Source organism: Peribacillus sp. NPDC097225, assembly GCF_044761955.1.
Lineage (GTDB): Bacteria > Bacillota > Bacilli > Bacillales > DSM-1321 > Peribacillus.
The window spans coordinates 108,395-130,033 of record NZ_JBIWDJ010000008.1 but is presented as its reverse complement, the minus strand read 5'-3'; the positions used below and the strand labels follow the sequence as shown (position 1 = coordinate 130,033).

Annotated in this window: 25 protein-coding genes and 1 pseudogene; 13 read left to right on the top strand and 13 right to left on the bottom strand. The window is 44.0% G+C overall.

Features of this window, described 5'->3' with window-relative positions; genetic code table 11:
- Positions 1-61: 61 nt before the first annotated feature.
- Positions 62-787 (bottom strand): DUF2225 domain-containing protein, encoded by a 726-nt coding sequence (locus ACIQXH_RS18180; RefSeq protein ID WP_402954334.1) that lies wholly within the window; start codon positions 785-787, stop codon positions 62-64.
- Positions 788-988: 201 nt separating this feature from the next.
- Between ACIQXH_RS18180 and ACIQXH_RS18175 the strand changes: the two genes are divergently transcribed.
- On the top strand, positions 989-1,351 hold the full coding sequence (locus tag ACIQXH_RS18175) for a HesB/IscA family protein (protein WP_402871018.1): 363 nt from the start codon (positions 989-991) through the stop codon (positions 1,349-1,351).
- Between the two features lie 368 nt (positions 1,352-1,719).
- A complete protein-coding gene (locus tag ACIQXH_RS18170) occupies positions 1,720-1,869 on the top strand; it encodes a hypothetical protein (RefSeq protein ID WP_402871020.1) in 150 nt (49 codons plus the stop codon).
- 96 nt (positions 1,870-1,965) lie between these two features.
- On the opposite strand, the gene ACIQXH_RS18165 is transcribed toward ACIQXH_RS18170, so the two are convergent.
- Both ACIQXH_RS18165 and ACIQXH_RS18160 read right to left on the bottom strand, forming a co-directional pair.
- Complete coding sequence (locus ACIQXH_RS18165; RefSeq protein WP_403125173.1) at positions 1,966-2,607, bottom strand: SDR family oxidoreductase; 642 nt, start codon at positions 2,605-2,607, stop codon at positions 1,966-1,968.
- Positions 2,608-2,778: 171 nt separating this feature from the next.
- On the bottom strand, positions 2,779-3,771 hold the full coding sequence (locus ACIQXH_RS18160) for an NAD(P)/FAD-dependent oxidoreductase (protein ID WP_402871026.1): 993 nt from the start codon (positions 3,769-3,771) through the stop codon (positions 2,779-2,781).
- Positions 3,772-4,151: 380 nt separating this feature from the next.
- Between ACIQXH_RS18160 and ACIQXH_RS18155 the strand changes: the two genes are divergently transcribed.
- The 4 genes from ACIQXH_RS18155 (at position 4,152) to ACIQXH_RS18140 (ending at position 7,221) form a co-directional block, all read left to right on the top strand.
- Positions 4,152-5,369: an NAD(P)/FAD-dependent oxidoreductase gene (locus ACIQXH_RS18155; RefSeq protein WP_402871029.1), complete on the top strand. Its 1,218-nt coding sequence runs from the start codon at positions 4,152-4,154 to the stop codon at positions 5,367-5,369.
- 118 nt (positions 5,370-5,487) lie between these two features.
- Entirely contained in the window at positions 5,488-5,967 is a 480-nt protein-coding gene (locus tag ACIQXH_RS18150) for an NUDIX domain-containing protein (RefSeq protein WP_402871032.1), read from the top strand.
- A gap of 103 nt (positions 5,968-6,070) precedes the next feature.
- The gene (locus ACIQXH_RS18145) at positions 6,071-6,388 is read left to right on the top strand and encodes a YuiB family protein (RefSeq protein WP_402871034.1); all 318 of its coding nucleotides are present in this window, start codon (positions 6,071-6,073) and stop codon (positions 6,386-6,388) included.
- A 137-nt stretch (positions 6,389-6,525) separates the two neighbouring features.
- Positions 6,526-7,221 (top strand): 3D domain-containing protein, encoded by a 696-nt coding sequence (locus ACIQXH_RS18140; RefSeq protein ID WP_402871035.1) that lies wholly within the window; start codon positions 6,526-6,528, stop codon positions 7,219-7,221.
- Between the two features lie 55 nt (positions 7,222-7,276).
- Here ACIQXH_RS18140 and ACIQXH_RS18135 read toward each other — a convergent pair whose 3' ends face one another.
- Positions 7,277-8,071 (bottom strand): cobalamin-binding protein, encoded by a 795-nt coding sequence (locus tag ACIQXH_RS18135; protein ID WP_402871038.1) that lies wholly within the window; start codon positions 8,069-8,071, stop codon positions 7,277-7,279.
- An 11-nt stretch (positions 8,072-8,082) separates the two neighbouring features.
- A complete protein-coding gene (locus ACIQXH_RS18130; protein WP_402871041.1) occupies positions 8,083-8,565 on the bottom strand; it encodes a divergent PAP2 family protein in 483 nt (160 codons plus the stop codon).
- A 280-nt stretch (positions 8,566-8,845) separates the two neighbouring features.
- Between ACIQXH_RS18130 and ACIQXH_RS18125 the strand changes: the two are divergent.
- Both ACIQXH_RS18125 and ACIQXH_RS18120 read left to right on the top strand, forming a co-directional pair.
- Positions 8,846-9,381 (top strand): annotated as a pseudogene (locus ACIQXH_RS18125) (N-acetyltransferase family protein).
- A gap of 123 nt (positions 9,382-9,504) precedes the next feature.
- Positions 9,505-11,010, top strand: a complete 1,506-nt coding sequence (locus ACIQXH_RS18120; RefSeq protein ID WP_403125170.1) for a leucyl aminopeptidase — start codon at positions 9,505-9,507, stop codon at positions 11,008-11,010.
- Positions 11,011-11,046: 36 nt separating this feature from the next.
- On the opposite strand, the gene ACIQXH_RS18115 is transcribed toward ACIQXH_RS18120, so the two are convergent.
- On the bottom strand, positions 11,047-11,445 hold the full coding sequence (locus tag ACIQXH_RS18115) for a YuzC family spore coat inner layer protein (protein WP_402871049.1): 399 nt from the start codon (positions 11,443-11,445) through the stop codon (positions 11,047-11,049).
- Positions 11,446-11,686: 241 nt separating this feature from the next.
- Here ACIQXH_RS18115 and ACIQXH_RS18110 point away from each other — a divergent pair, with 241 nt between their 5' ends.
- The 5 genes from ACIQXH_RS18110 to ACIQXH_RS18090 all read left to right on the top strand — a co-directional run bounded on the left by ACIQXH_RS18110 (position 11,687) and on the right by ACIQXH_RS18090 (position 15,800).
- A complete protein-coding gene (locus tag ACIQXH_RS18110; protein WP_402954312.1) occupies positions 11,687-12,436 on the top strand; it encodes a GTP cyclohydrolase II in 750 nt (249 codons plus the stop codon).
- 15 nt (positions 12,437-12,451) lie between these two features.
- Positions 12,452-13,546: a bifunctional diaminohydroxyphosphoribosylaminopyrimidine deaminase/5-amino-6-(5-phosphoribosylamino)uracil reductase RibD gene (ribD, locus tag ACIQXH_RS18105; RefSeq protein WP_402989990.1), complete on the top strand. Its 1,095-nt coding sequence runs from the start codon at positions 12,452-12,454 to the stop codon at positions 13,544-13,546.
- 21 nt (positions 13,547-13,567) lie between these two features.
- A complete protein-coding gene (locus ACIQXH_RS18100; protein WP_403125167.1) occupies positions 13,568-14,662 on the top strand; it encodes an FAD-dependent monooxygenase in 1,095 nt (364 codons plus the stop codon).
- Positions 14,663-14,678: 16 nt separating this feature from the next.
- Positions 14,679-15,245: a 5' nucleotidase, NT5C type gene (locus ACIQXH_RS18095; RefSeq protein WP_402871341.1), complete on the top strand. Its 567-nt coding sequence runs from the start codon at positions 14,679-14,681 to the stop codon at positions 15,243-15,245.
- A 162-nt stretch (positions 15,246-15,407) separates the two neighbouring features.
- Complete coding sequence (locus tag ACIQXH_RS18090; protein WP_402871057.1) at positions 15,408-15,800, top strand: hotdog fold thioesterase; 393 nt, start codon at positions 15,408-15,410, stop codon at positions 15,798-15,800.
- Between the two features lie 52 nt (positions 15,801-15,852).
- Here ACIQXH_RS18090 and mnhG read toward each other — a convergent pair whose 3' ends face one another.
- The 7 genes from mnhG to ACIQXH_RS18055 are packed head-to-tail and all read right to left on the bottom strand — an operon-like array spanning position 15,853 to position 21,575.
- Positions 15,853-16,191 carry a monovalent cation/H(+) antiporter subunit G gene (gene mnhG / locus ACIQXH_RS18085; RefSeq protein WP_403125165.1) on the bottom strand — a complete coding sequence of 113 codons (339 nt, stop codon included), beginning with the start codon at positions 16,189-16,191 and terminating at the stop codon, positions 15,853-15,855.
- Positions 16,175-16,411 (bottom strand): Na(+)/H(+) antiporter subunit F1, encoded by a 237-nt coding sequence (locus tag ACIQXH_RS18080; protein ID WP_402871344.1) that lies wholly within the window; start codon positions 16,409-16,411, stop codon positions 16,175-16,177. The genes mnhG and ACIQXH_RS18080 overlap by 17 nt, the downstream gene beginning before the upstream one ends.
- 47 nt (positions 16,412-16,458) lie before the next feature.
- Positions 16,459-16,935, bottom strand: a complete 477-nt coding sequence (locus tag ACIQXH_RS18075; protein WP_402871061.1) for a Na+/H+ antiporter subunit E — start codon at positions 16,933-16,935, stop codon at positions 16,459-16,461.
- 6 nt (positions 16,936-16,941) lie between these two features.
- On the bottom strand, positions 16,942-18,423 hold the full coding sequence (locus ACIQXH_RS18070) for a Na+/H+ antiporter subunit D (RefSeq protein WP_403125163.1): 1,482 nt from the start codon (positions 18,421-18,423) through the stop codon (positions 16,942-16,944).
- Positions 18,416-18,757: a Na(+)/H(+) antiporter subunit C gene (locus ACIQXH_RS18065; RefSeq protein ID WP_402871066.1), complete on the bottom strand. Its 342-nt coding sequence runs from the start codon at positions 18,755-18,757 to the stop codon at positions 18,416-18,418. The genes ACIQXH_RS18070 and ACIQXH_RS18065 overlap by 8 nt, the downstream gene beginning before the upstream one ends.
- Positions 18,757-19,179: a Na(+)/H(+) antiporter subunit B gene (locus ACIQXH_RS18060; protein ID WP_402871069.1), complete on the bottom strand. Its 423-nt coding sequence runs from the start codon at positions 19,177-19,179 to the stop codon at positions 18,757-18,759. Before ACIQXH_RS18060 ends, ACIQXH_RS18065 begins: the two co-directional genes overlap by 1 nt.
- Positions 19,176-21,575: a Na+/H+ antiporter subunit A gene (locus tag ACIQXH_RS18055; protein WP_403125159.1), complete on the bottom strand. Its 2,400-nt coding sequence runs from the start codon at positions 21,573-21,575 to the stop codon at positions 19,176-19,178. Before ACIQXH_RS18055 ends, ACIQXH_RS18060 begins: the two co-directional genes overlap by 4 nt.
- Positions 21,576-21,639 lie beyond the last annotated feature (64 nt).

Genomic DNA, 21,639 nt, shown 5'->3' with positions numbered 1-21,639 from the left:
AAAAAGGAGGCAGCCGAATAACATGTTGGGCCGCCTCCTTTTTGGTGGAGGATACATTTCCTCAGGCATTTGCCGCGATACCACCCATTTCCGATTCTTCCTTGATTTCATGCCACCGGTCTCTGGCCATTTGGATAATGGACGATTCCCTGGCGTGTTTTTGCCTTTCAAGTACCATGGAAAGAAATTTAATGGCTGCCTGTGTATTTCCGATCCTTTTGGATATATCTCCGGCAAGGTATAAAATCCTGACTTCCGATACTTGCGTGCCGCTGAAGTCCCCTGATGAATAAGATGCTTCATATTCCTGAAGAGCAAGTCGTAGGAACCTATTTTCCTGCTCCTGTTTATTTTGAAATCTATACAGCCAGGCAATCCGTAAATGAATACCGGCCAGGATGATATGTTTCTCCTTTTTCAAGGAACCGCAATAACTGGCCAGTTTATAGGTTTTGATTGCATCTTCAACGGAACGTACATCACTGAAATGATGGGGATTCCATTTAGAACAGATTTTCTCTTCGATGACTTCTTTTGTGGTAGGTGGGAAATATCGTGAGAAATCTTCAGAATAGGAAAAACCGCAGTGTCGACAAACGTGAATATAATAGTAAAGGGCGTTAGCGTCCGGGTTTTCATATATAGGACAAAAATCAGTGTCATAACGGGATACTTTAATAAAGCGTGAACGTATTTTCTTAGTGGTTGATGTTTGTTTACAATGAAGACATTCTATACTTTTATCATATAGAGGCTGTAATTCTTCGATAGAGATTACCTCCTTCATAAAATCTTGTAAGACTAATCACACAGGTAATTATACCCATAAATCACGATTTAATCTAGTTTTTTCATGAAATGTGGGGGGATAATGATCTGGAACATTTAATTTTTTTCAAGCTGGAAAATTGAGCAGGGGAATTTCTTTGGTATATACTATAAGTAAAGAAAGATTCTATCTCACATCTTTAGGAGGGAGCGGTTTATAATGAGTGAAGTTGTTCAGATTACGGAAGCAGCTGCTTTTCAGATAAAAGAAATGATGAAGCAAAACGAAGAAGAGGGATCGTTTTTAAGAGTGGCTGTAAAAGGCGGAGGCTGCAGTGGATTATCCTATGGCATGGGGTTGGAACAGGAACCTGGCGAGAAGGATGAGAAGTTGGAGCAATTTGGGATCCATATCCTTGTGGACAAAGAGGATGCCAGCATATTGAATGGAACGGTCATCGATTATAAACAAACGATGATGGGTGGAGGATTTACGATTGAAAATCCTAATGCCATCGCGTCATGCGGTTGTGGATCTTCCTTCAGGACGGCTACCGAAAAAGGTACGCCGGAGAACTGTTAATGGTTGGTTGACGGTCAGTGATCGTTAGCGTTTAGTTAATTCGATATCAACGTTTATATCTGGCGCTTCTTGACGTATGTAACGATACGTTGGGAGGCGTCTTTTTATGTCAGGATAAAAGACTCATCCAATAAACACGTATAAGCGAGCATTCTAAAGTGATAATGAAATGCTTATGTGGATTCGTCGTCTTTTGTCGATTAAAGCATAAAGTCCCTTGCTATGTTAGTATTACGTGTGTGCATGAACCGTATATATGGAAGGTTAGCAGGACACAAATAAAGTAATAAGGTTTACTTCACAAAAATAAGGTATGATATATTTATTGAATAGATTCTCTTTAAAGACAGGAAAAGTAGGTGAACATAGTGGGAAAATATCAATTGGATTACAAAGGCCAGGCAGCTGTGACAAGATATCAGGAAAAGCAGACGACTGCCAAATTTGATAAAAAGCAGCATATTGAAAATCTGCGTGCGGAGTATTTGAAAAAAAAGCAAAAACAAACAGATAAATAATATGAATGAAACCCTAGGAAGACTAAAATCTCCCTAGGGTTTTCTTATGGAAAAAGGGAGACACATTTTGAAGTGTCCCCCTTTTTTCCATCATTCTTATAGGGTTTTCAAGGCTTCCTTGATCGGTTGGTCACCACTATGAATTTCAAACGTTTTATTGAAGGTGTTTTTTTCGGAGATGGCTTGGGCCAATACTTTAGCGACATCCGCTCGTGGTATGGAAGTATCGACATGATCGACTTTTGCATCTGCCTTAATTTTCCCAACCGCTTGGTCATTGGTCAATGCGACGGGACGGACGATGGTATAAGTGAGACCGCTCTCCTTTAAATGTTCATCCGCATCATGCTTGGCTTCGAGATAGTGTTGCATTCCTTCAGGGCCTTGTTGGGGCTGATCGGAACCGACGGAGCTTAACATGACAAAGCGCCCGACGCCTTTTCTCTTAGCGGCATCAATCAGTTTGATTGCTCCGTTCTTATCCACAGCCGTGGTCTTATCAGGTCCTGTCTTCGGACCTGAACCAGCAGCAAATACGATGGCGTCCATGTTATCCACCGCTTTATCCACATCTTCCTCTAAATCAGCGAGGATGGGCTGTCCGCCAAGGTCTTTTATCCCTTGTGCTTGTTCTTCTTTCCGGATCATTCCATATACCGTATCCTGTTGGGTTTTTGATAGTTCTTCGATGATTTTCTTACCAGTCGTTCCATTCGCGCCTGCTATTAAGATATTCATGAATGTAAACTCCTTTCTTTTTCTTCTCTTACATTCATTACCCTTTATCGAAGAGTCCGAAAACATCTAGAACCCATTATGGATAACTGCTTTCCCGGAAGTTATCCACAAGTTAATAAAACAAATAAAAAAACCAGCTCAATTCAGAGCCGGTTAATGAGTGATGGGATGCTAAAACATGGAAGAGCTGTGCATGGGCTGCACTTTTGCTTTTGGGTCAATGTATTGCTTCGCATGATTGACGGCAGTAGGGGCTTCGCCAAAGCCGCTGGCAATTAATTTGACTTTGCCATCGTAGGTTGCGATGTCACCAGCCGCGTAGATTCCGGGGATGTTCGTTTCCATTCTGGAGTTGACTAAGATGTTGTTTTTCTGAATATCGAGCCCCCATTCTTTGATGGGACCAAGAGAGGAGATAAAGCCGTAGTTGACGATGACTGCATCAACATCCAATGTTTCGGTTTCTTCTCCATTCGTATCCTTAAGGACGACTGTTTGAATTCGATCTTCCGTACCAATTAAATCTGCAGGTATGTAAGGGGTTTTAATTTCTACTTTAGAATTTTTTAGATTTTCGACACTATGTTCGTGAGCGCGGAATTTATCCCTTCTATGGACAATGCTCACCTTTTCAGCGATAGGCTCTAACATGAGTGCCCAGTCCACTGCGGAATCGCCGCCTCCGAAGACCACCACTTTTTTCCCTGCAAAACGGTTAAGGTCATCAATGAAATAATGAAGGTTCGTACCCTCATATTGCTTAGCATTCTCGATTTCGATGCGTCGAGGTTGGAAAGCCCCGTTTCCGGCAGTGATTATGATTGTTTTGGAATAATGTACTTCTTTATCCGTGGTTAACATGAAGACGCCATCGGCCTGTTTCTCCACTTCTTGAACGGATTGTTCCAAGACGACGGTTTGTTCGAATTTCGCCATTTGCTCTTTCAAATTATTGACTAATTCCTGAGCCAGCACTTTAGGAAAACCTGCGATATCATAGATGTATTTTTCAGGATAAAGAGCGGATAATTGTCCACCCAATTGTGGGAGGCTTTCAATGATTTTGACTGATGCCTGTCTCATACCACCATAGAATGCGGTAAATAAGCCTACAGGTCCACCACCAATGATGGTAATATCATATACTTTTTCATTTACTTCCAACGCTATCCCTCCGATATACTAGGTTTGTTGAAATTCTTTCTTCATTTTAACATAGTTGAAGTTAAAGAAGATGGATAAATTTTTTGAAAAATGAGAAAGTTCGTGCGAGCAATCAGGCATACTATTCATCAAAATGAAAAATTACCGCATCAAGTGGACGGCTTATCCATTAATCAGGGGGAAATCGGTTTCCTTGAAAAATGAGAGAGAATGGAATAATATTCAATTATATGGAATTTGTTGGTTCGTTCGTGAACTTTAATTAGTGAAAGGCATCACATATGAATAGGATTGCCTTCTTTAATGGAAATTAAGGATATCGCATAGAAATTGAGATGGAAAGCGGGATAAAGAAAAATACTGTAAAGGTGGAAGATTACTTGAAAAAACCAACTATCGTTATTTTGGGAGCAGGTTATGGCGGTTTGATGACCGTAACCCGATTACAAAAAGCATTGGGACAAAATGAAGCGGAAATCATCTTAGTGAATAAAAATGATTATCATTATGAAACAACCTGGTTGCATGAGGCGTCTGCCGGAACCCTTCATCATGATCGTGTGCGCTATCCCATCAAGAATGTCATCAACAAAAGTAAAGTGAGGTTCGTTCAAGACTCCGTTTTAGAAATCAAGACCGAACAGAAAAAAGTCATTCTAGAAAATGGCGAAGTTTCGTATGACATCTTAGTGGTCGGGCTTGGCCCAGAATCAGAAACATTCGGCATTCCAGGATTAAAGGAATATGCCTTCTCCATTTCCAATTTAAACTCGGCCCGGAAAATACGGGATCATATCCAATTGCAATTTGCCACATATAGCTCGGAAATGGAAAAAGACGAAAATCGCTTGACCATCGTAGTCGGTGGAGCTGGGTTTACGGGCATTGAATTCCTTGGGGAGTTAGCCAATCGTGTTCCTGTGCTGTGTAAGGAATATGATATTGACCCTCAGAAAGTCCGCATGTACTGTGTAGAAGCTGCACCGGCGGTACTTCCTGGTTTCGATCCCGAATTAGTGGATTATGCCGTTTCATATCTTCAAAAAAAAGGAGTGGAATTCAAGATTGGCACGCCCATCAAGGGAGCTACCCCTGAAGGAATCATCGTGGCAATTGGTGAAGAGGAAACCGAGGAGATCAAGGCAGGGACCGTTGTTTGGGCAGCTGGAGTTCGTGGGAATTCCGTCATTGAAGCTTCGGGATTCGATGCAATGCGTGGTCGCATAAAAGTGAACCTCGATATGCGGGCACCAGGTCATGATGATATCTTCATCGTGGGTGACTGTTCATTGATCATCAATGAAGAAATAAACCGGCCATATCCCCCTACCGCACAGATTGCCATGCAGCAAGGAGAAGTCATTGCGAAGAACATTACCAAGTTGGTCCGCAACCAAACCGACCTAGATACCTTTACGTTCGAAAACAAAGGGACGGTATGTTCACTTGGTGAGCATGATGCAATCGGGGTTGTTTTTGGTAAGAAAGTGACGGGGAAAACGGCCTCGTTCATGAAGAAAATGGTGGATAATAGAGCGTTATTATTGATAGGCGGCCCTTATTTGGTTGCGAAAAAGGGTAAATTCAACATCCTGTAATTTCATAATAAAAGGTATGAGCCATTCAAGAAATTTCCGGGATGGCTTTTTTCTATTGTGTATGACTGAAAAAAAAGGTTTATAATACAAATATTGAGAGAAATGAGGAGTGAAATGATTGGAACGCTGCAAAAATGTCTGGTTGGCTGTATCGGGTCTCGTGATTTCCGATAAAGGCGAATGGCTTGTCGTTAATAAACGGTATGGAGGATTGGAAGGTCAATGGTCCCTCCCCGCCGGCTTCGTTCGAAATGATGAAACGGTGGATGAGGCAGTCATTAGAGAAGTGCTGGAGGAGACGGGGATTCATACGGAAATTGAAGGGATGGTAGGCGTCAGGAGTGGAGTCATCAAAGGGGAAATAAGTGATAATATGTTGGTGTTTTTACTTAAGCCGCTTAGTTTTGATGTATCGGCTCAAATGGACGAGCTATATGAAGCTAAGTTCTATGATCCGGAAGCCCTCATTGCGGAAGGCAAGCAGTCTGTGTTATTGAATCATCTTTTATCCTTTAAAAAAGAAAGAATGCAGACGATGCTCGACGGAGTCAATCCAGGGAATCATTTCGGATATACCTCTTATAAATTATTTATGTAAGACAATGATGCATCACAAGGGATTAATTGGTATTATGTCGTTGACGAACCAATTATGTATTCTGTAAACTAAAAGTGGTTCTTTTAAGGAGGTCTAGAAGATTATGCCATTACCGGTATTGGTCATCTCAATACTTTTATTCTTTGTATTGTTTTTCGGGATAGGCTTTTTACTTAACATGCTTTTTCGATCATCATGGATCATGGTCGTCCTTTTTCCTATCGTATTCCTTGTCATAGTGAATAAAGCCAAGTTGATTGAATATTTCAGACAACCCAGTGACACGTTTTCCGAACTTGGGACGAGCCTAGCATCCTTGCATGCGGCGGATCTGATGATTTTATCAAGTGGATTAATTGGTGCAATAGGGGCTGGAATCACGATTAAGATATTGAGGAATAAGGGGTACCAAATGTTTTAAATAGGTGGGGCTGCCATTTAGTGGTGGTCCTTTTTTCTGTTTTTCTAGTGATATGTAGTCATTTTTGGGTCTATATGAATACTTTTCCTCATGTTAGGGAACAAATATCCTTGTGAGAGGAGTGGAATGACATACATATGAAAATCATACGGACATTATTTTTGCGGGTTGCCATCATCCTATTGTTTTTCTTGGCTATTGAATCAACCGTTCATCATGTTTTTGGAGCCGAGCCCGAAGTCCATCCTTTGGAAGAAACGATTAGGAAAAATACGGTATTCGAGCTGGAATACAAAGCCTTTCATCGTGGGCACCATAAAGCGACCTTTATAGCATCGTCCACGAAAAAAAGTGGGGGACCGCCAACGATAGAAGAGGCTATAGAGCTTTCGAAGTATCCAAAACATAAGGTGTTGGCAACGGGATATACAGCAGGCTATGAATCCACCGGTAAATATCCGGATAGCCCGTCTTATGGCATTACCTATTCTGGGGTGAAGGTGAAGCGGGATATGTTTTCGACCATTGCTGCTGATCTATCCGTGTTTCCGCTAGGTACCATCCTTTGGATCCCTGATTATGGTTTTGGGGTGGTAGCCGATAAGGGTGGGGCGATTAAAGGGAACCACCTTGACCTGTATTACGACACGGTGCAAGATGTATATGAGAAGTGGGGAAAGAAAACCCTGGAGGTCTATCTTGTACAAAAAGGAAACGGGCGTTTTTCAGAGGAACAGTTATATGAGTTGAATGAAATGAAAGTGAGGCAGGTCTTCAAACATACGATCGCCGAAAAAGCGGTCCATACAAGCATGTCTTCCTTTGTGTTTTAAATACATGAATGCTCGCAAAAAAGCCGACTCAATGTAGAGCCGGCTTTTTTGCCGTTCAATCTGTAGGGATGTGGAGGTAGGCTTCGGGATGAAGCGTCCTAGCCAGTTTGGATAGTCCATCCAGCAATCTGGGGGACGGCCGGCAGAATAAGGGTTCTTCCATGATATGAATCGCATGGTTTTGGACGGCTTTCATTTCCGACCAGCGCTTCCGTTTCTTGATTAATTCAGGGTTGACCTTATGTAACGGGACGCCGACCCATGCTAAACAAATGTGGTCCGGGTCCTTTTCTAGGACTTCTTCCGATGGCACTTGAATGCTTGCCATGTCTACTTCTTCAAAGAGGTTATACCCTCCAGCCAGACGGCTGATTTCCGTTAACCAATTGACCCCGCCAGGTGAGAAAAGGGGATTGGGCCACCATTCCCAGTAGAGGGAAGGGGGATGGTCGATGCTGTCCGCTACCATCTTATATTGCCGGATGGTGGAACGGAATTTGTCCGCCTGCAACGCGGCCTTTTCCTGTACCTGAACGGCTTCCCCAAGGGTCAGTAAATCCTGGGCGATATCTTCAAGCGATTGCGGATTAAAGATGATATAAGGAATCTTTCGTTTTTTGAGTGCCTCGATGTTTTTTTCCATACCAGGTACGCTGAGGGAAGCAAGAACCAAATCAGGTTTTAATGATTCCACGAGATCGATGTTAATGGACAGATCTGGACCGACTTTAGGCAGATGCTGTATGGAGTCGGGCCAATCCGAATAGTCATCGATGGCAATCAACTGGTCTTCGATTCCGAGATATGTACAGAGTTCGGTATTACTTGGGCAAAGAGAGATTAATTTCATTTATAAGTCACCTACCCTTGAAAGATTAAAAAGTGAAGAACAAGTGCGATGAATACTCCAGTCAATGCTCCGAAAAAGACTTCAATCGGTTTATGGCCCAATAATTCCTTCAATTGCTGCTGCTTCTGCTTCTCCTCTTTCTTCTGCCAATTCTTCGCTTGTTCGACAAATAAATTGAAATCTGTGACAAGCTGATTCAGGACGGCAGCCTGTTCCCCTGCCTGCCTCCTAACACCCGTTGCATCAAACATCGTGATGATGGCAAAAAGTGTCGCAACGGCAAAGATGGGTGAGTCCATGCCCGTTTCAATCCCCACTGCTACGGTAAGTGCAGTCACGGCGGCTGAATGTGAACTTGGCATACCGCCCGTTGAGTTGATCAACGACCAATCCCATTTACGAAAGGCGATGAAATGAATCGGGACTTTAATGAATTGGGCAAAGAAAATGGCGATTAAAGCGGCAATTAAAGGGAAGTTTAAAAAAAATTCCAAAAGTTTCAGCCTTCTTTCCATTTATAAAGTAACGGTGAGACGGGAAAATATTCATCCTTACTAATACTTTCCATCATATCCTATCGATTCCCTGCTTATTGGAAATAAATATGATCTTTCTTATACTCTTTCTCTAAAGGGCGGCTTTCTAAACTACTTCCTTACTAGGCAGGTGAAATAGAGCTAAGATTTAGAAAGAAGAGGCGATTCTTTAGAAGGTCTAGGTAGGTCGATAAAGAATATGAATAGTAATCATATGTTTTATAAGGAGGAGATAGTATTGTCTATTTCAAAAGACCCGGTTAGTTACATGGTCGTCCTGGAAAACTGGAAGACTCCGAGGCGATTTTAGACATCCAGAAATCCGTTGTGTCAGAAGGTGAATTCCTAATCGCGTTATCCACAGAGTTCAATAAAACATCTTCCCAACAAAGCGAATGGGTTCAGAGCATATTGGATCATGAAAGAGAAACATTACTGGTAGCTGAAAGTGAGGGAGAAGTCGTTGGTTGGATAGTATTCGAAATGGCCAAAAATAGAATGCGATTGTCCCATACAGGCACCTTTGGCATGATGATAAGAAAGGGTTATAGAGAAATGGGGATTGGAAGTATGCTACTACAGGCATTATTGGATTGGGCAGAGAGCAATCCCTTCATCGAAAAAGTGAGTTTAGGCGTTTTCGCATCAAATCACGGTGCTATTACTTTGTACAAGAAAATGGGGTTCATTGAAGAAGGTCGTAAGGTTAAAGAATTTAAAATGAGTGAAAATGAATATGTCGATGATATCCTGATGTACAAATTGGTTAAGTGAAATCGAATGGATCATCTTGTTTAAATGAATGAAGCGGGCATTTCAAATCCACTTTGTGCATTGAATTCGGAAATTTCGGGGAATTTGGTTATAATAGGAGTATTCGAATGGAGGCGTATCAGAATGTTTACAGTGAAACATACATTAAACTTAGATGTTACGGAAGAATGCCTGTTAATGGGTGTGTTTGATCGGCCGATTAAATTCACGGGGATTGGGCAGGAAGCGGATGAGAAATTATCGGGACATCTTACACAATTGGTGAAGGATGGTGATATCTCTTCCAAGAAGAAGTCCATCACTAAAATACATACTTTAGGAAAACTAGGCGTAAAGAGGCTGATTTTTGTCGGTCTAGGGAAAGAAAAAGAACTATCTTTCGAGACTTTAAGGGAAGCTTTAGGGAAGGCCCGCAAAGTGGTGGCTGAATCAAGGCTTACGACAATCAGCATCGCTTTGGACACCTTCACGACTGAACAGTTGGACGCACTGGATGCGGCGCATGCATTCTCCGAGGCATTTGAGCTGGCAGGCTATAAATTTGCCGGGTATAAACAGAAATCGAACCAGATAGAAAAAAGTTTGGAAGCCATCACGGTTTATAGTGAGTGCCAAACGGATGAAGTGGGAGCGGCCCTACATGTCGGCCGTGTGTTTGGGAAAGCGACGAATTCAGCGAGGACGCTAGTTAATACACCTGGGAACTTACTGACCTCCACGGATTTAGCGAACTATTCCATGGAATTGGGGGACCGGTATGGATTCGAGGTTGAAATCATCGAGAAGGAAGACATGCTCAAGCTTGGAATGGGTGCTCTTCTAGCGGTCAATCAAGGATCGGTCGAACCACCGAAAATGATCGTCCTCAAATATCAGGGAAAAGAAGAATGGACGGATGTAATCGGGTTGGTCGGAAAAGGAATTACCTTCGATACAGGAGGTTACTCATTAAAAACGAAGGCTGGAATCGTTGGAATGAAAACGGATATGGGCGGTGCAGCGGCCGTCTTGGGTGCGATGGAAATCATCGGGGAATTGGGCCCGGATCAAAATGTCGTTGCCGTCATTCCTTCTACCGATAACATGATCAGTGGAAATGCATTTAAACCGGATGATGTGATTACCGCCATGAGTGGTAAAACCATCGAGGTGCTGAATACGGATGCCGAGGGACGGCTTGTATTGGCGGATGCCGTGACATATGCGAAACACCATGGTGCGGAATACCTTGTCGATGTTGCCACCTTAACGGGTGGTGTTATAACGGCCTTGGGCAATGATATGACAGGTGCCATGACCAATAACGTGGAATTCTATGAACAAGTTCAAAAGGCCTCTGAGGAAGCCGGTGAGCCAATGTGGCGCCTGCCGATTACCGAAAAGGATAAAGAGCGTGTGCGTAATAGTAAGATTGCGGATTTGAATAATTCGCCGGGAGGAGCCGGGCATGCCATCATGGGTGGTGCCTTTGTCGGTGAATTTGCCGAATCGACCCCATGGGTCCATCTCGATATTGCGGGAACATCCACGACAGCGAGCGCAAATGAACTGGGTACGGCCGGGGCGACTGGAGTCATGACCCGTACCCTTGCCCTTCTTGTGGAAACATTCAATCCGGGCAAGAACTAGGATCGATGCCGAAGCCGGAAAGAGGCTTCGGTTTTTTCATATGTTGCTCCACTTCAAACTGATGATGACATGGCAATTTATCTCTCCTTTTTTCGGATAAAAATCAAAACGGATGCCATCGGGATTGTACTTGATATCTGGTTCGTTTTTAATACCTGTCTTTTTGATCATGTCGGTGACGGCAGCCGTTTTCGATTCTTGGGCGGCGGACATGAGCCGTGTCGAAAATGGTTTGGACGAGGCAATCATATCCACTACTTTTTTTGCATCATCCATTAACGATTGCGAAGATTTAGCCGATTGAATCAAGAGGTCGGGGTTTCCGGCGGAGAAAGGGCGAAGCAGCGGATCTACCTGATTGCGATAAGGCATTCCCCAATCACGGTTTCTCTGGAAAAAATCTTGGTCGAAAAAAAAATAAGGGATATCAGCCAAAGGTTTGCCTCCCTTTCCTATGTCTTTCCATAGACAGGTTTATTATATAGGTTAAAATATGAGTGGATGTAGAAGATTATGATAGTGTTTTAGAAAGCCGTTTTTCTTACTTGGAAAATAGAAAGAAGTGTACACTATTATTTGTAAAAATCCTCACTTGGTAGTATACTTAAAATACTTGCTTACCTTAAGTAAGTAGCAAGACCGTACTATATAAAACTAAAAAATAGGTGATTTTACTATGAAAATAACAAAGCAAATAAAAGACCTTTTAATAGATAAAATGAACATCCTGAAAACACCGGGTAAAGATGATCTATGCCTGGTCGGTCCCGTGAATCTCCCTGTTAAGCAAGGTGACTTTTCGGCTGTCTTCCAATGGTACACCTGGCTTCAGCTTGATGGCGAGGATAATGTTGAAGAAGCAGTGCTCGAATCGCTTTCGACTGCCAACTTGGCTTTTGGCCAGCAATCTTCGGTATTGGTGTATGGTGATTTCGAGAAAGCGGAGGATGCACTCGTCCGTATGCACAGTATCTGCCATACGGGGGATATATTCGGCAGTCAACGTTGTGATTGCGGATACCAGCTTCACCAATCGATGAGGATGATTGCCGACGCCGGAACCGGCGCCATTTTTTACCTTGCGGATCATGAGGGAAGAGGTATTGGCTTATTTACAAAATCATTGGCTTACTTGCTTCAGCAAGAAGGATTTGACACCGTTGAAGCGAACCATGCTTTGGGATTCGAAGATGATACAAGATCTTATGAAGGAGCGATCACGGTGTTGAAAGCTCTGCGTCATAAACCCGTAACGCTGATTACGAATAATCCTAAAAAGCTGGCAGCGCTTAAGGAGCATGGCTTGACGGCGAAGAATCATATCCCGCTTTGGGGTGGTTTGACTGAAACGAATAGTTTCTATCTGGATACAAAAATCAAGAAATCCGGGCATATCCCACTAGAGGATCCCACTGTAATTGTGTGAAGGGGAGCTGTGATGATGAATAATGATCAATATTACATGAAACTGGCTTTGGACCTAGCGGGCAGTGCTAAAGGGAAGACGAACCCGAACCCCATCGTCGGGGCTGTTATTGTGAAAGACGGCGTGATTGCCGGAACAGGGATTCACCGCAAAGCCGGTGAACCGCATGCCGAGGTCCATGCATTCAAAATGGCGGGAGAGTATGCCAAAGGTGGAACTTTATATGTGACGCTTGAACCTTGTTCCCATTATGGGAAAACACCACCATGTGCGAACTTGGTGAAGGAATCGGGAATTAAACGGGTCGTAGTGGCCATGGAAGATCCCAACCCGGAAGTTGCAGGGAGAGGAATCGCGCTTCTTAAAGAGGCAGGCATTGAAGTGGAAGTGGGCATTTTGGAAAAAGAAGCACGAAGGCTGAATGAACGCTTTATCCATAATATGACGACAGGGCGGCCTTTTGTCCTGTCCAAATTTGCGATGACGCTCGATGGGAAGCTGGCGACCCACACTGGACATTCGAAATGGATTACAGGGGAAGAATCCCGTCACTCGGTCCACTTGCTACGTAATGAGGTCGATGCAATTTTAGTCGGCATCGGAACGGTCCTGGCCGATAATCCATCCTTGACGACCCGGCTTCCTGAAGGCGGGGGAAAAAATCCGGTCCGCATCATTTTGGATAGTGAACTCCGTGTGCCTCTAGATTCCCATGTCTTACAGGTAGAAGAAGCGAGAACGGTCATTGTCACGCATGAAAATGCCTCGTTGGAAAAAATCGCCTCCCTAAGCGAAAGGGGAGTCGAATTCATCATGGTCCCCAAAACAGAAGCAGGGTTGGATTTGGAGATCCTGATGGCCGAACTATATAAAAAGGGGATAACGGATGTCTTGCTTGAAGGCGGAAGCGAGGTAAATGCTTCATTCTTAAGGGCAGGACTCATCGATAAATATCTAATCTATGTAGCTCCTAAACTATTGGGTGGAAGAAACTCACTTACTCCTTTTTCAGGGGACGATGTAGATCAAATGGATGAAGCCTTGGATGTTTCCATCTCTCATGTTGATACGTTTGGGGAAGACATCCGCATAACGGCTTATCCAAAATAAAATAGACAACAGGTGAGAAGCATGATGGGTAAAACGGATGTTTGCATTGTCGGTTCAGGACCTGGAGGGGCGCTTTTAGCCTATTTATTGGCCAAACAGAACATTTCGGTCATCCTCCTTGAGCGAAATCAGGCAGTCGCACAGGAATTTCGAGGGGAATTCTTAAACGATGAAGGGGAGAGCATCCTTAAAAAGCTTGGCTTATTTGCGAAAGTGGAGAATCTGGGCCTGCTTAGAATGGAACAGATTGAATATTGGCAGGAGGGGCGACTGGTAAAAGAGATTTATCCGGACGCCCATCAAGATAATCTGGGCATTCATGTTCCGCAGAAGCATCTGTTGAAGGTGATCTTGGATGAAGCTGAAAAGTTAGATTCCTTCCACTTGATGCTGAACACGAGGGTGACAGATCTCGTCCAGGACAAAGAGGGGCGGTTCTGTGGAGTGAAAGCCGTTAAGGATGGGAGTGAATTCACCATTCAGAGCCGATTGATTGTCGGGGCGGATGGAAGGTTTTCAACGGTCCGGAAAAAAGCGAAAATCCCGGTTGAGGTCAAGAACCACGGCTATGATTTACTCTGGGCTAAAATACCGGCCCCTTACGGATGGAAGCCATCAATCAAGAATGCATTGGTCAATGGTTCCCAGTTGGCACTCTTCACTCAGGCGGGTGGTTTCATCCAAATCGGATGGAATATAGAACATGGTTCGTACCCTCAGCTTCGGAAACAGCCTTTTGAACCTTTTATTGAAAAGTTGATCATGAATTTCCCAGAGTTACGGAGTGTGGTCCGTGAAAATATCCAATCCTGGCAGGACTTCATTTTATTGGACGTTCATAGTTGCTCATGTGAAACGTGGACCAAAGATGGTGTTCTGCTAGTGGGGGACGCGGCCCATACCATGACCCCCACTGGTGCTTTCGGACTCAATTGTGCCCTTGGTGACGCTGAACTAGTGGCCCAACAAATTTATGAACACATCCTTCTGGGAGATAGCGGATTAACGGGGCTCAAAAGGGCGGAGCCAAAAAGAAGAGCTTATATTGAAAAGCTACAGGCCTTGCAGGTGGACATGGAGAAATCTTTTGAATCCTTGTTTACCGCGTATGTTTAAATGGAGAGTGAAGAAGATGAGATTCGGTTTTGATATAGATGATACTTTGATTAATTTAAGGGAATATGCATTCCAGTTATATAATGAAAAGCTCAATAAAAATGTAGAGTTAACAAAATTCAAAGCCTTGAAAACCTTGGAGATTCATGAATTGTTCGAGATGAGTAAAGAAGAAGGCGGAAAAATGTGGAATAGCCTTGCCGAAGAAATCTATTATTCCTCGTGCCCGGCGTTTGAGGGGGCAGTGGAAGCATTACAGACCCTTGAAAACGAAGGACATGAAATCTTTTATATTACGGCAAGAAAAGCCGAGCATGGTGAACGGACGAAACAATGGATGATCGAGAATGGATTCCCTGTAAAGGACGACCATTTTTATTGTGGCATGAAAGACCATGAAAAAATTGAAACGATCAAGAAATTGGAGCTGGACTATTATTTCGATGATAAACCGGCCGTTTTGGAAACGTTGGTGGGCATTCAAACGAAGGTATATGCCATCGATAATTCCTATAACCGTGAGATAGAGTCCATCCCAAGACTGACAAACTGGTCGGAGCTGAAGCAGGTTATATCCAAGTAAGACAGGCATGTATATGAGATGGAGGATGACTGGAAGGTACCCGGATCATCCTCTTTTTTCACCAATAATGAATGGTTATTCATTTATATCTGTTATAACTCACCCAGACAAGGTAGAATGGTTTTAATGATAGAATTCTAAAATGAAAGGGATGGGTCTAAGATGGATATCAATGTGGAAGGTTCGTTGATTGGCGCACTTGGGATAGAAATGAAGGAATTGAGTAATGGGAAAGTCATTGCGACCATGCCCGTCGATGAACGGACAAAACAGCCATTTGGTCTATTGCATGGAGGCGCATCGGTCGCCCTGGCCGAGTCGGTTGCGAGCATCGGTGGTTTCCAGCTGGTCGACGGCACGAAACAAGCGGTCGTCGGGCTTGAAATCAACGCAAATCATGTAAGGGGTGTCCGTTCGGGCCTTGTCACTGCAGAAGGGAACATCCTTCATCATGGGAGAACGACCATGATATGGGATGTGAAGATCCGGGATGAAGAAGGAAACCTGGTCTGCGTTTCCAGATGTACGCTGGCAGTCATCGACCTGCCAAAGTGAGAGTGAACAAAAAGGAGCTGCCGTTGGGTAAAACGGCAGCTCCTTTTTTGCTTCATCGGCTTTTCTTCAAATCATCCTGGACACTTTGATCCCACATTTTAACGCCAGAATGGTAGGCGGAGCGGTTGATCAAATGTCCGGCTACTGGACTGGTCATGAAGATGAAGATGATGGCTAGTACGACACGGAAATCGAAATGACTGTGCTTGTAATAAAAGTATAAGAGTGTCCCAATCAGGATGAACATGATCCCGAGGGTGGAACTTTTGGATACGGCATGATTTCGTGTATAAACATCAGGCAACCGGATAATGCCGAAGGCGGATACCAAGAATAGAAAGACACCGATCAAAATAAAGCCTGCAGAAAGAAATTCAGCGATTTCGGTCATTTTCGATGATCTCCCCTTTCTCAAGGAACTTGGCGAAAGCGACCGTTCCGATAAATGACAGGATGCCGAGCAACAGGATGGCTTCTAAATAAGCATTCGTATCCATGACGATGGATGCGAGCGCCACGAGAGCGATGAGGTTGATGCCCATCGCATCCAGGGCAATGACCCGGTCAGGAACAGAAGGTCCTTTAATTAACCGGTATAGAAACCCGAGCATGGATAGTGAGACACCGAGCAAAGCGATTTTAAGTAAAAGATCGAACATTATTTGCTCACCTCCATGATTGCTTTTTCAAATGTGTATTTAATGCTGTCGACGGCTTCTTCTTTATCAGCGATATCCATCGCGTGGATATAAAGGATGCGATTGTCTTCCGAAACCTCCACAACCAGGGTGCCTGGGGTCAGCGTGATTAAATTGGATAGGACGGTAATCTCCCAATCCTTCGTAAGCACGGTCTCGTATGCGAAGATACCCGGTTTCATATCGAGCCTTGGCTTAAGTATGACCTTAAGTACGCTAATATTGGATAACAGGAGCTCCCTGGCGAAAATGAAGAACAGCCGGATGACGGCATACACTCGGTTGAGATAAAAACGGCTGGTGAAAAAATGACGGAAGATAAACAGGATGCCAAGTCCTAAAACATAGCCAATGATGAAGGTGCTTCCGTTGAATTCATTTTTCAAAAACATCCAGATGATAGCCAGGAATACATTCAGTAAAATTTGAAAGGACATCAGGCATTACTCCTTTAAAACCGCATCGATATAAATATCGGGATTCATTAATGTGTCAACGGCTTGTAAAATATAGGGGTAAACCGCTTCTGTTCCCACTCCGTATAAGACGGAAATGGCGACAAGCAGGACCGCAGGGACAAGCATTGTGTTGACCGTTGCCTTACCTAGGGTATACGCGACTTTCGGGGTTCCCCAAAAACCGTGTATGAAAATTTTCATCACAGAATATAGGACCATCAAACTTGATAGCAAGACCATCGCCAAGCCAATATAGGCTCCTTTGTCGGCTGCCCCTTGAAGGATCATCAGCTTGCCGGCAAATCCGCTGAATGGAGGGATTCCGGCCAGTGATAAGGCTGCGATGAAGAAGGTCCAGGCAAGGCCAGGATATTGCTTGATCAATCCGCCCATATTCCGTAAATCATCAGAGCCACTGATCTTAATCATGATGCCCACCAATAAAAACAGTGCGGCTTTGATTAACATGTCATGAATGATGTATAAGATCGATCCGGATAAGGCTGGTTCATTCATCAACGAAATTCCGAAGATGATGACGCCGACGGCAATGATGATATTATAAATGATGATTTTTTTAACATCCCAATAGGCGATTGCACCGATGACTCCCATGATGATGGTTAAAATCGCCAGGACTTGGAGAAACATATGGGTGAAATCTTGGTCATGATGAAACATGAGTGTATAGGTCCTGAAAATGGAATAGACCCCGACTTTGGTAAGCAAGGCTCCAAATAAGGCCATCACGGGGATAGGCGGTGCATAGTAAGAACCCGGAAGCCACTGGAATAGCGGAAAAATGGCTCCCTTCAAGCCAAAGACGATCAAGAAGCCGATCGCGATGACCGATAGGATGGCAGGTTGTCCTGCCTCTGCTATCCGCTGACTCAGGTGTGCCATATTCAACGTGCCGAGCACCGAATACAGATAAGCGACCATGATGACGAAAAAGGAGGAAGAAAGAACATTGACGGTGATGTACTTCAATGATTCCCTCAGCTGAATTTTCGTTCCTCCCAAGACAAGGAGTACGTAGGAGGCCATCAGCATGACTTCAAAAAAGACGAATAGGTTGAACAGGTCACCGGTAAGGAATGCCCCATTTACGCCAATCAGTAAAAATTGAAAGACAGGATAGTAATAATGGGCCTCACGTTCTTTCCCTATGGAGTAAAACGAGTAAACCAGTATCGCCAATCCAATGATATTCGTGGTCAGAACGAGTAAGGAGGCAAGCATGTCAGCGACAATCACAATACCGAAAGGCGCATCCCAGCTGCCGACTCCCAGTGTCAAGATCCCTTCATTATGAACGGAAAGGACCAAATAGATAGCAATCCCGATTCCGATGAGGGATGAAATGAAAGAAATCCCTCGTTGAAGCTTGATTTTTTTTGAAAAGAAAATAAGGATGATGCCTGTAAAAAGCGGTAATAAAACAGGCAAGAATGGTAGATTAATCATTTGTGTCGGTACCTCTCATTTCTTCCATATCGTCCGTCCCCAGTTCCTGGTAGGTCCGGTAGGCAAGTACTAATAAAAAGGAAGTGACACCGAAGCTGATGACGATCGCCGTTAAGATGAGAGCTTGTGGAAGCGGGTCAACATAAGACGTCGCCACATCCCCAAGCAATGGGACGGAACCTCCTTTTAAACCACCCATCGTTAAAATCAAAAGATGGGCCCCATGACTAAGCAACCCTGTACCGATGATGATCCGCAAAATGCTCTTGGATAGCATCAAGTAGGTTGCACACATAAATAGAATTCCTATGACAATGGCCATTAAAAGTTCCATTATTCACTCTCCCCTATCGTTTGAATAATGGTCATCGTTACACCAACAACCACGAGGTAAACGCCTAAATCAAAAAGTACCGCTGTATGAAGCGAGATGTGACCAAGGATGGGAAAATCGATATAACGGTACACATGAGTCATGAGCGGAACCCCGAACAGGAGCGAACCGGCTACAGTCAGGGCAGAGATGAATAAACCTGCACCTATCATCAGTTTATAGTCAATCGGCAAGATCTCCGCGACGGTTTTAATGTCATAGGCGAGTAAAAGAAGGACAATCGCCGCTGATGTCATCAATCCGCCGACAAACCCGCCCCCCGGTGAGTAGTGGCCGCCTAAAAAGATGGAAACGGAAAAAAGTAGGATAACAAAGGCCGCAACCTTTGTCACCGTTTGAAGAATCAAGTCATTTTGTTTCATGATTTATCTTTCCTCCCAGTCAGTCGCAATTTAATCATCGCGAAGATCCCGAGTGCTGCGATGGAAAGAACACTTATTTCAAACATCGTATCAAGTCCGCGGAAGTCAACGAGAATGACATTGACCACGTTTTTTCCTCCTGCTTCCTTATACGCATTTTCAAGGTAATAACTTGAAATGGAAGCAAATAGCTTATTGCTATGCGCTGATAAAGCAATCAATGTGACGATCACGCCAACGCCAATTGAAATCAAGGCATTATTCAACCTGAATGTCATCCGCTCTTCCTTCCTGCTTGCAAGTAATGGTAAATGGAAGAAACAGAGCAGGAAAAGCGCGACGGAGATGGTTTCAATGACAAGTTGCGTCAATGCCAAATCCGGTGCTCTAAGCAAGACGAAAAATAGGGAAATGGTATAGCCGACCGCCCCTAAGAGGATGATCGATGTTAAACGGGATTTCGCAAATAGAATGGCAATCGATCCAATCACGATGATAGCCGCCAAAACGACTTCATAGACGCCGAATGGAGCAAAGTTTCCTGTATCGAGTACAAAGGCATCTTTCCAGTAAAGGGAAAAGCCTAAGGAAAGGATGAAGAAAAGGAAAATCGAGAGCAGATAGTTTCGAATCGACCCTGTCATGAGAAACTTCATGATGGTAGATGCCGAGCGTTCCATCCCCTTTAATCCATGATCATAAAGGGAGTTCAATGAAAAACGGTCTGGCACTATCCGATAGATGCCGTTCCATTTGGATAACGTTTTGTATAAAATGATCCCTACCACAATGATTCCGATCGTCATCCATACTTCCGGCTGGAAACCATGCCAGAATGCGATATGAACATGATAATCCGGGTCTGCCAAGCTTGGCTGTATACTCGCCACAGCCGGCTCGATGATTGACGAAGATAGTAGATTAGGGAAAATCCCGAATACAAGGACCAAAGACGCAAGGATAATCGGTGAAATCAACATGCCAATCGGTGCTTCATGCGGTTTCTTATCCAAATGTCGAAGTTTCCCTGTAAAAGGCTTAAGAACGACAATCATGCTGTAAATGAAAGTGAAAACACTAGCAACCCAAGCCACTACCGGGAATAACACGCCCCATGTCTCCATATTGAATATATCCAGTTCCAATACATTCACCATGGCAGCCAGGAACATTTCCTTACTTAAGAACCCATTGAACGGAGGAAGCCCGGCCATGGAAAAGGCACCGATGATGGCCACCGTAAAGGTGATGGGCATCAGCTGCATCAAGCCACCAAGCTTGCGGATGTCCCTTGTACCAGTTTCGTGGTCAATAATACCTGCCACCATGAATAGACTTCCTTTGAAGGTTGCATGGTTAATCAAGTGGAAGACGGCGGCCACTGTTGCGGCCAGGTATATATTGTCTCCCAGCGTGTCATAGTGAAGGGCAGCGGCTCCGATTCCCAATAGAGACATGATCAAACCAAGCTGACTGACGGTGGAAAAGGCAAGAATCCCCTTTAAGTCCGTTTGTTTCACAGCTGAGAATGAACCCCAGAATAAGGTGACCAACCCGGCAATCGAAACGAGCCAGAACCAGACACCGGATTCCGCAAACACCGGGCTTAGACGGGCAACCAGATAAATGCCAGCCTTGACCATTGTCGCGGAATGGAGATAGGCACTGACTGGTGTCGGTGCTTCCATGGCATCAGGTAGCCAGATGTGAAATGGGAACTGTGCCGATTTAGTGAAGGCACCCAGTAAAATGAGTAGAAGAGCAGGGATGAAAAGCGGATGATCCAACAGTTCGCCGCTTTGAGCTATCAGTTCCCTTATGCTGTAGGTGTTTCCCATGATGGAAAGGAGCACGATTCCCCCAAGCATGCTTAATCCGCCAAAGACGGTGATCAGAAGGGATTTCTGAGCTCCATAACGTGAGCGTTCCCTTTCGTTCCAATACCCAATGAGTAAAAAGGATGACAAACTTGTAAATTCCCAAAATGAATAGAGAACGATTAAATTGTCGGAAAGGACCACACCAAGCATGGCGCCCATGAATAGTAAGAGAAAGACATAAAACTGGTTCAGTTTTTCTTTTTCTTTTGATAGATAAAAGATGGAATACAAAATAACGAGTGAACCAATCCCCGTTATGAGCAGAGCGAACAAAAGACCTAGCCCGTCTACATAAAAGTCAATATGTATTCCTAGTGAAGGAATCCAAGTAGCCCGTTCAGTAATGGACTCCCCTTGTTTGGTTGAAGAAATGAACCGGGAAAAATAGCTAAATAGAAGAACGGGTAGAATCAGTACAAACCAGCCAGTATGTATTCGACGTAAATACTTGTATAAAAACGGTATTAAGATGGCCAAAAGAAATGGTGATAATACCGCCCAATGAAGCAAAGACATAAACTCCCCCCTTATAAACGAAGTCATCGCCTTATTATGCATTTTTTTACACAATCCTAGACGG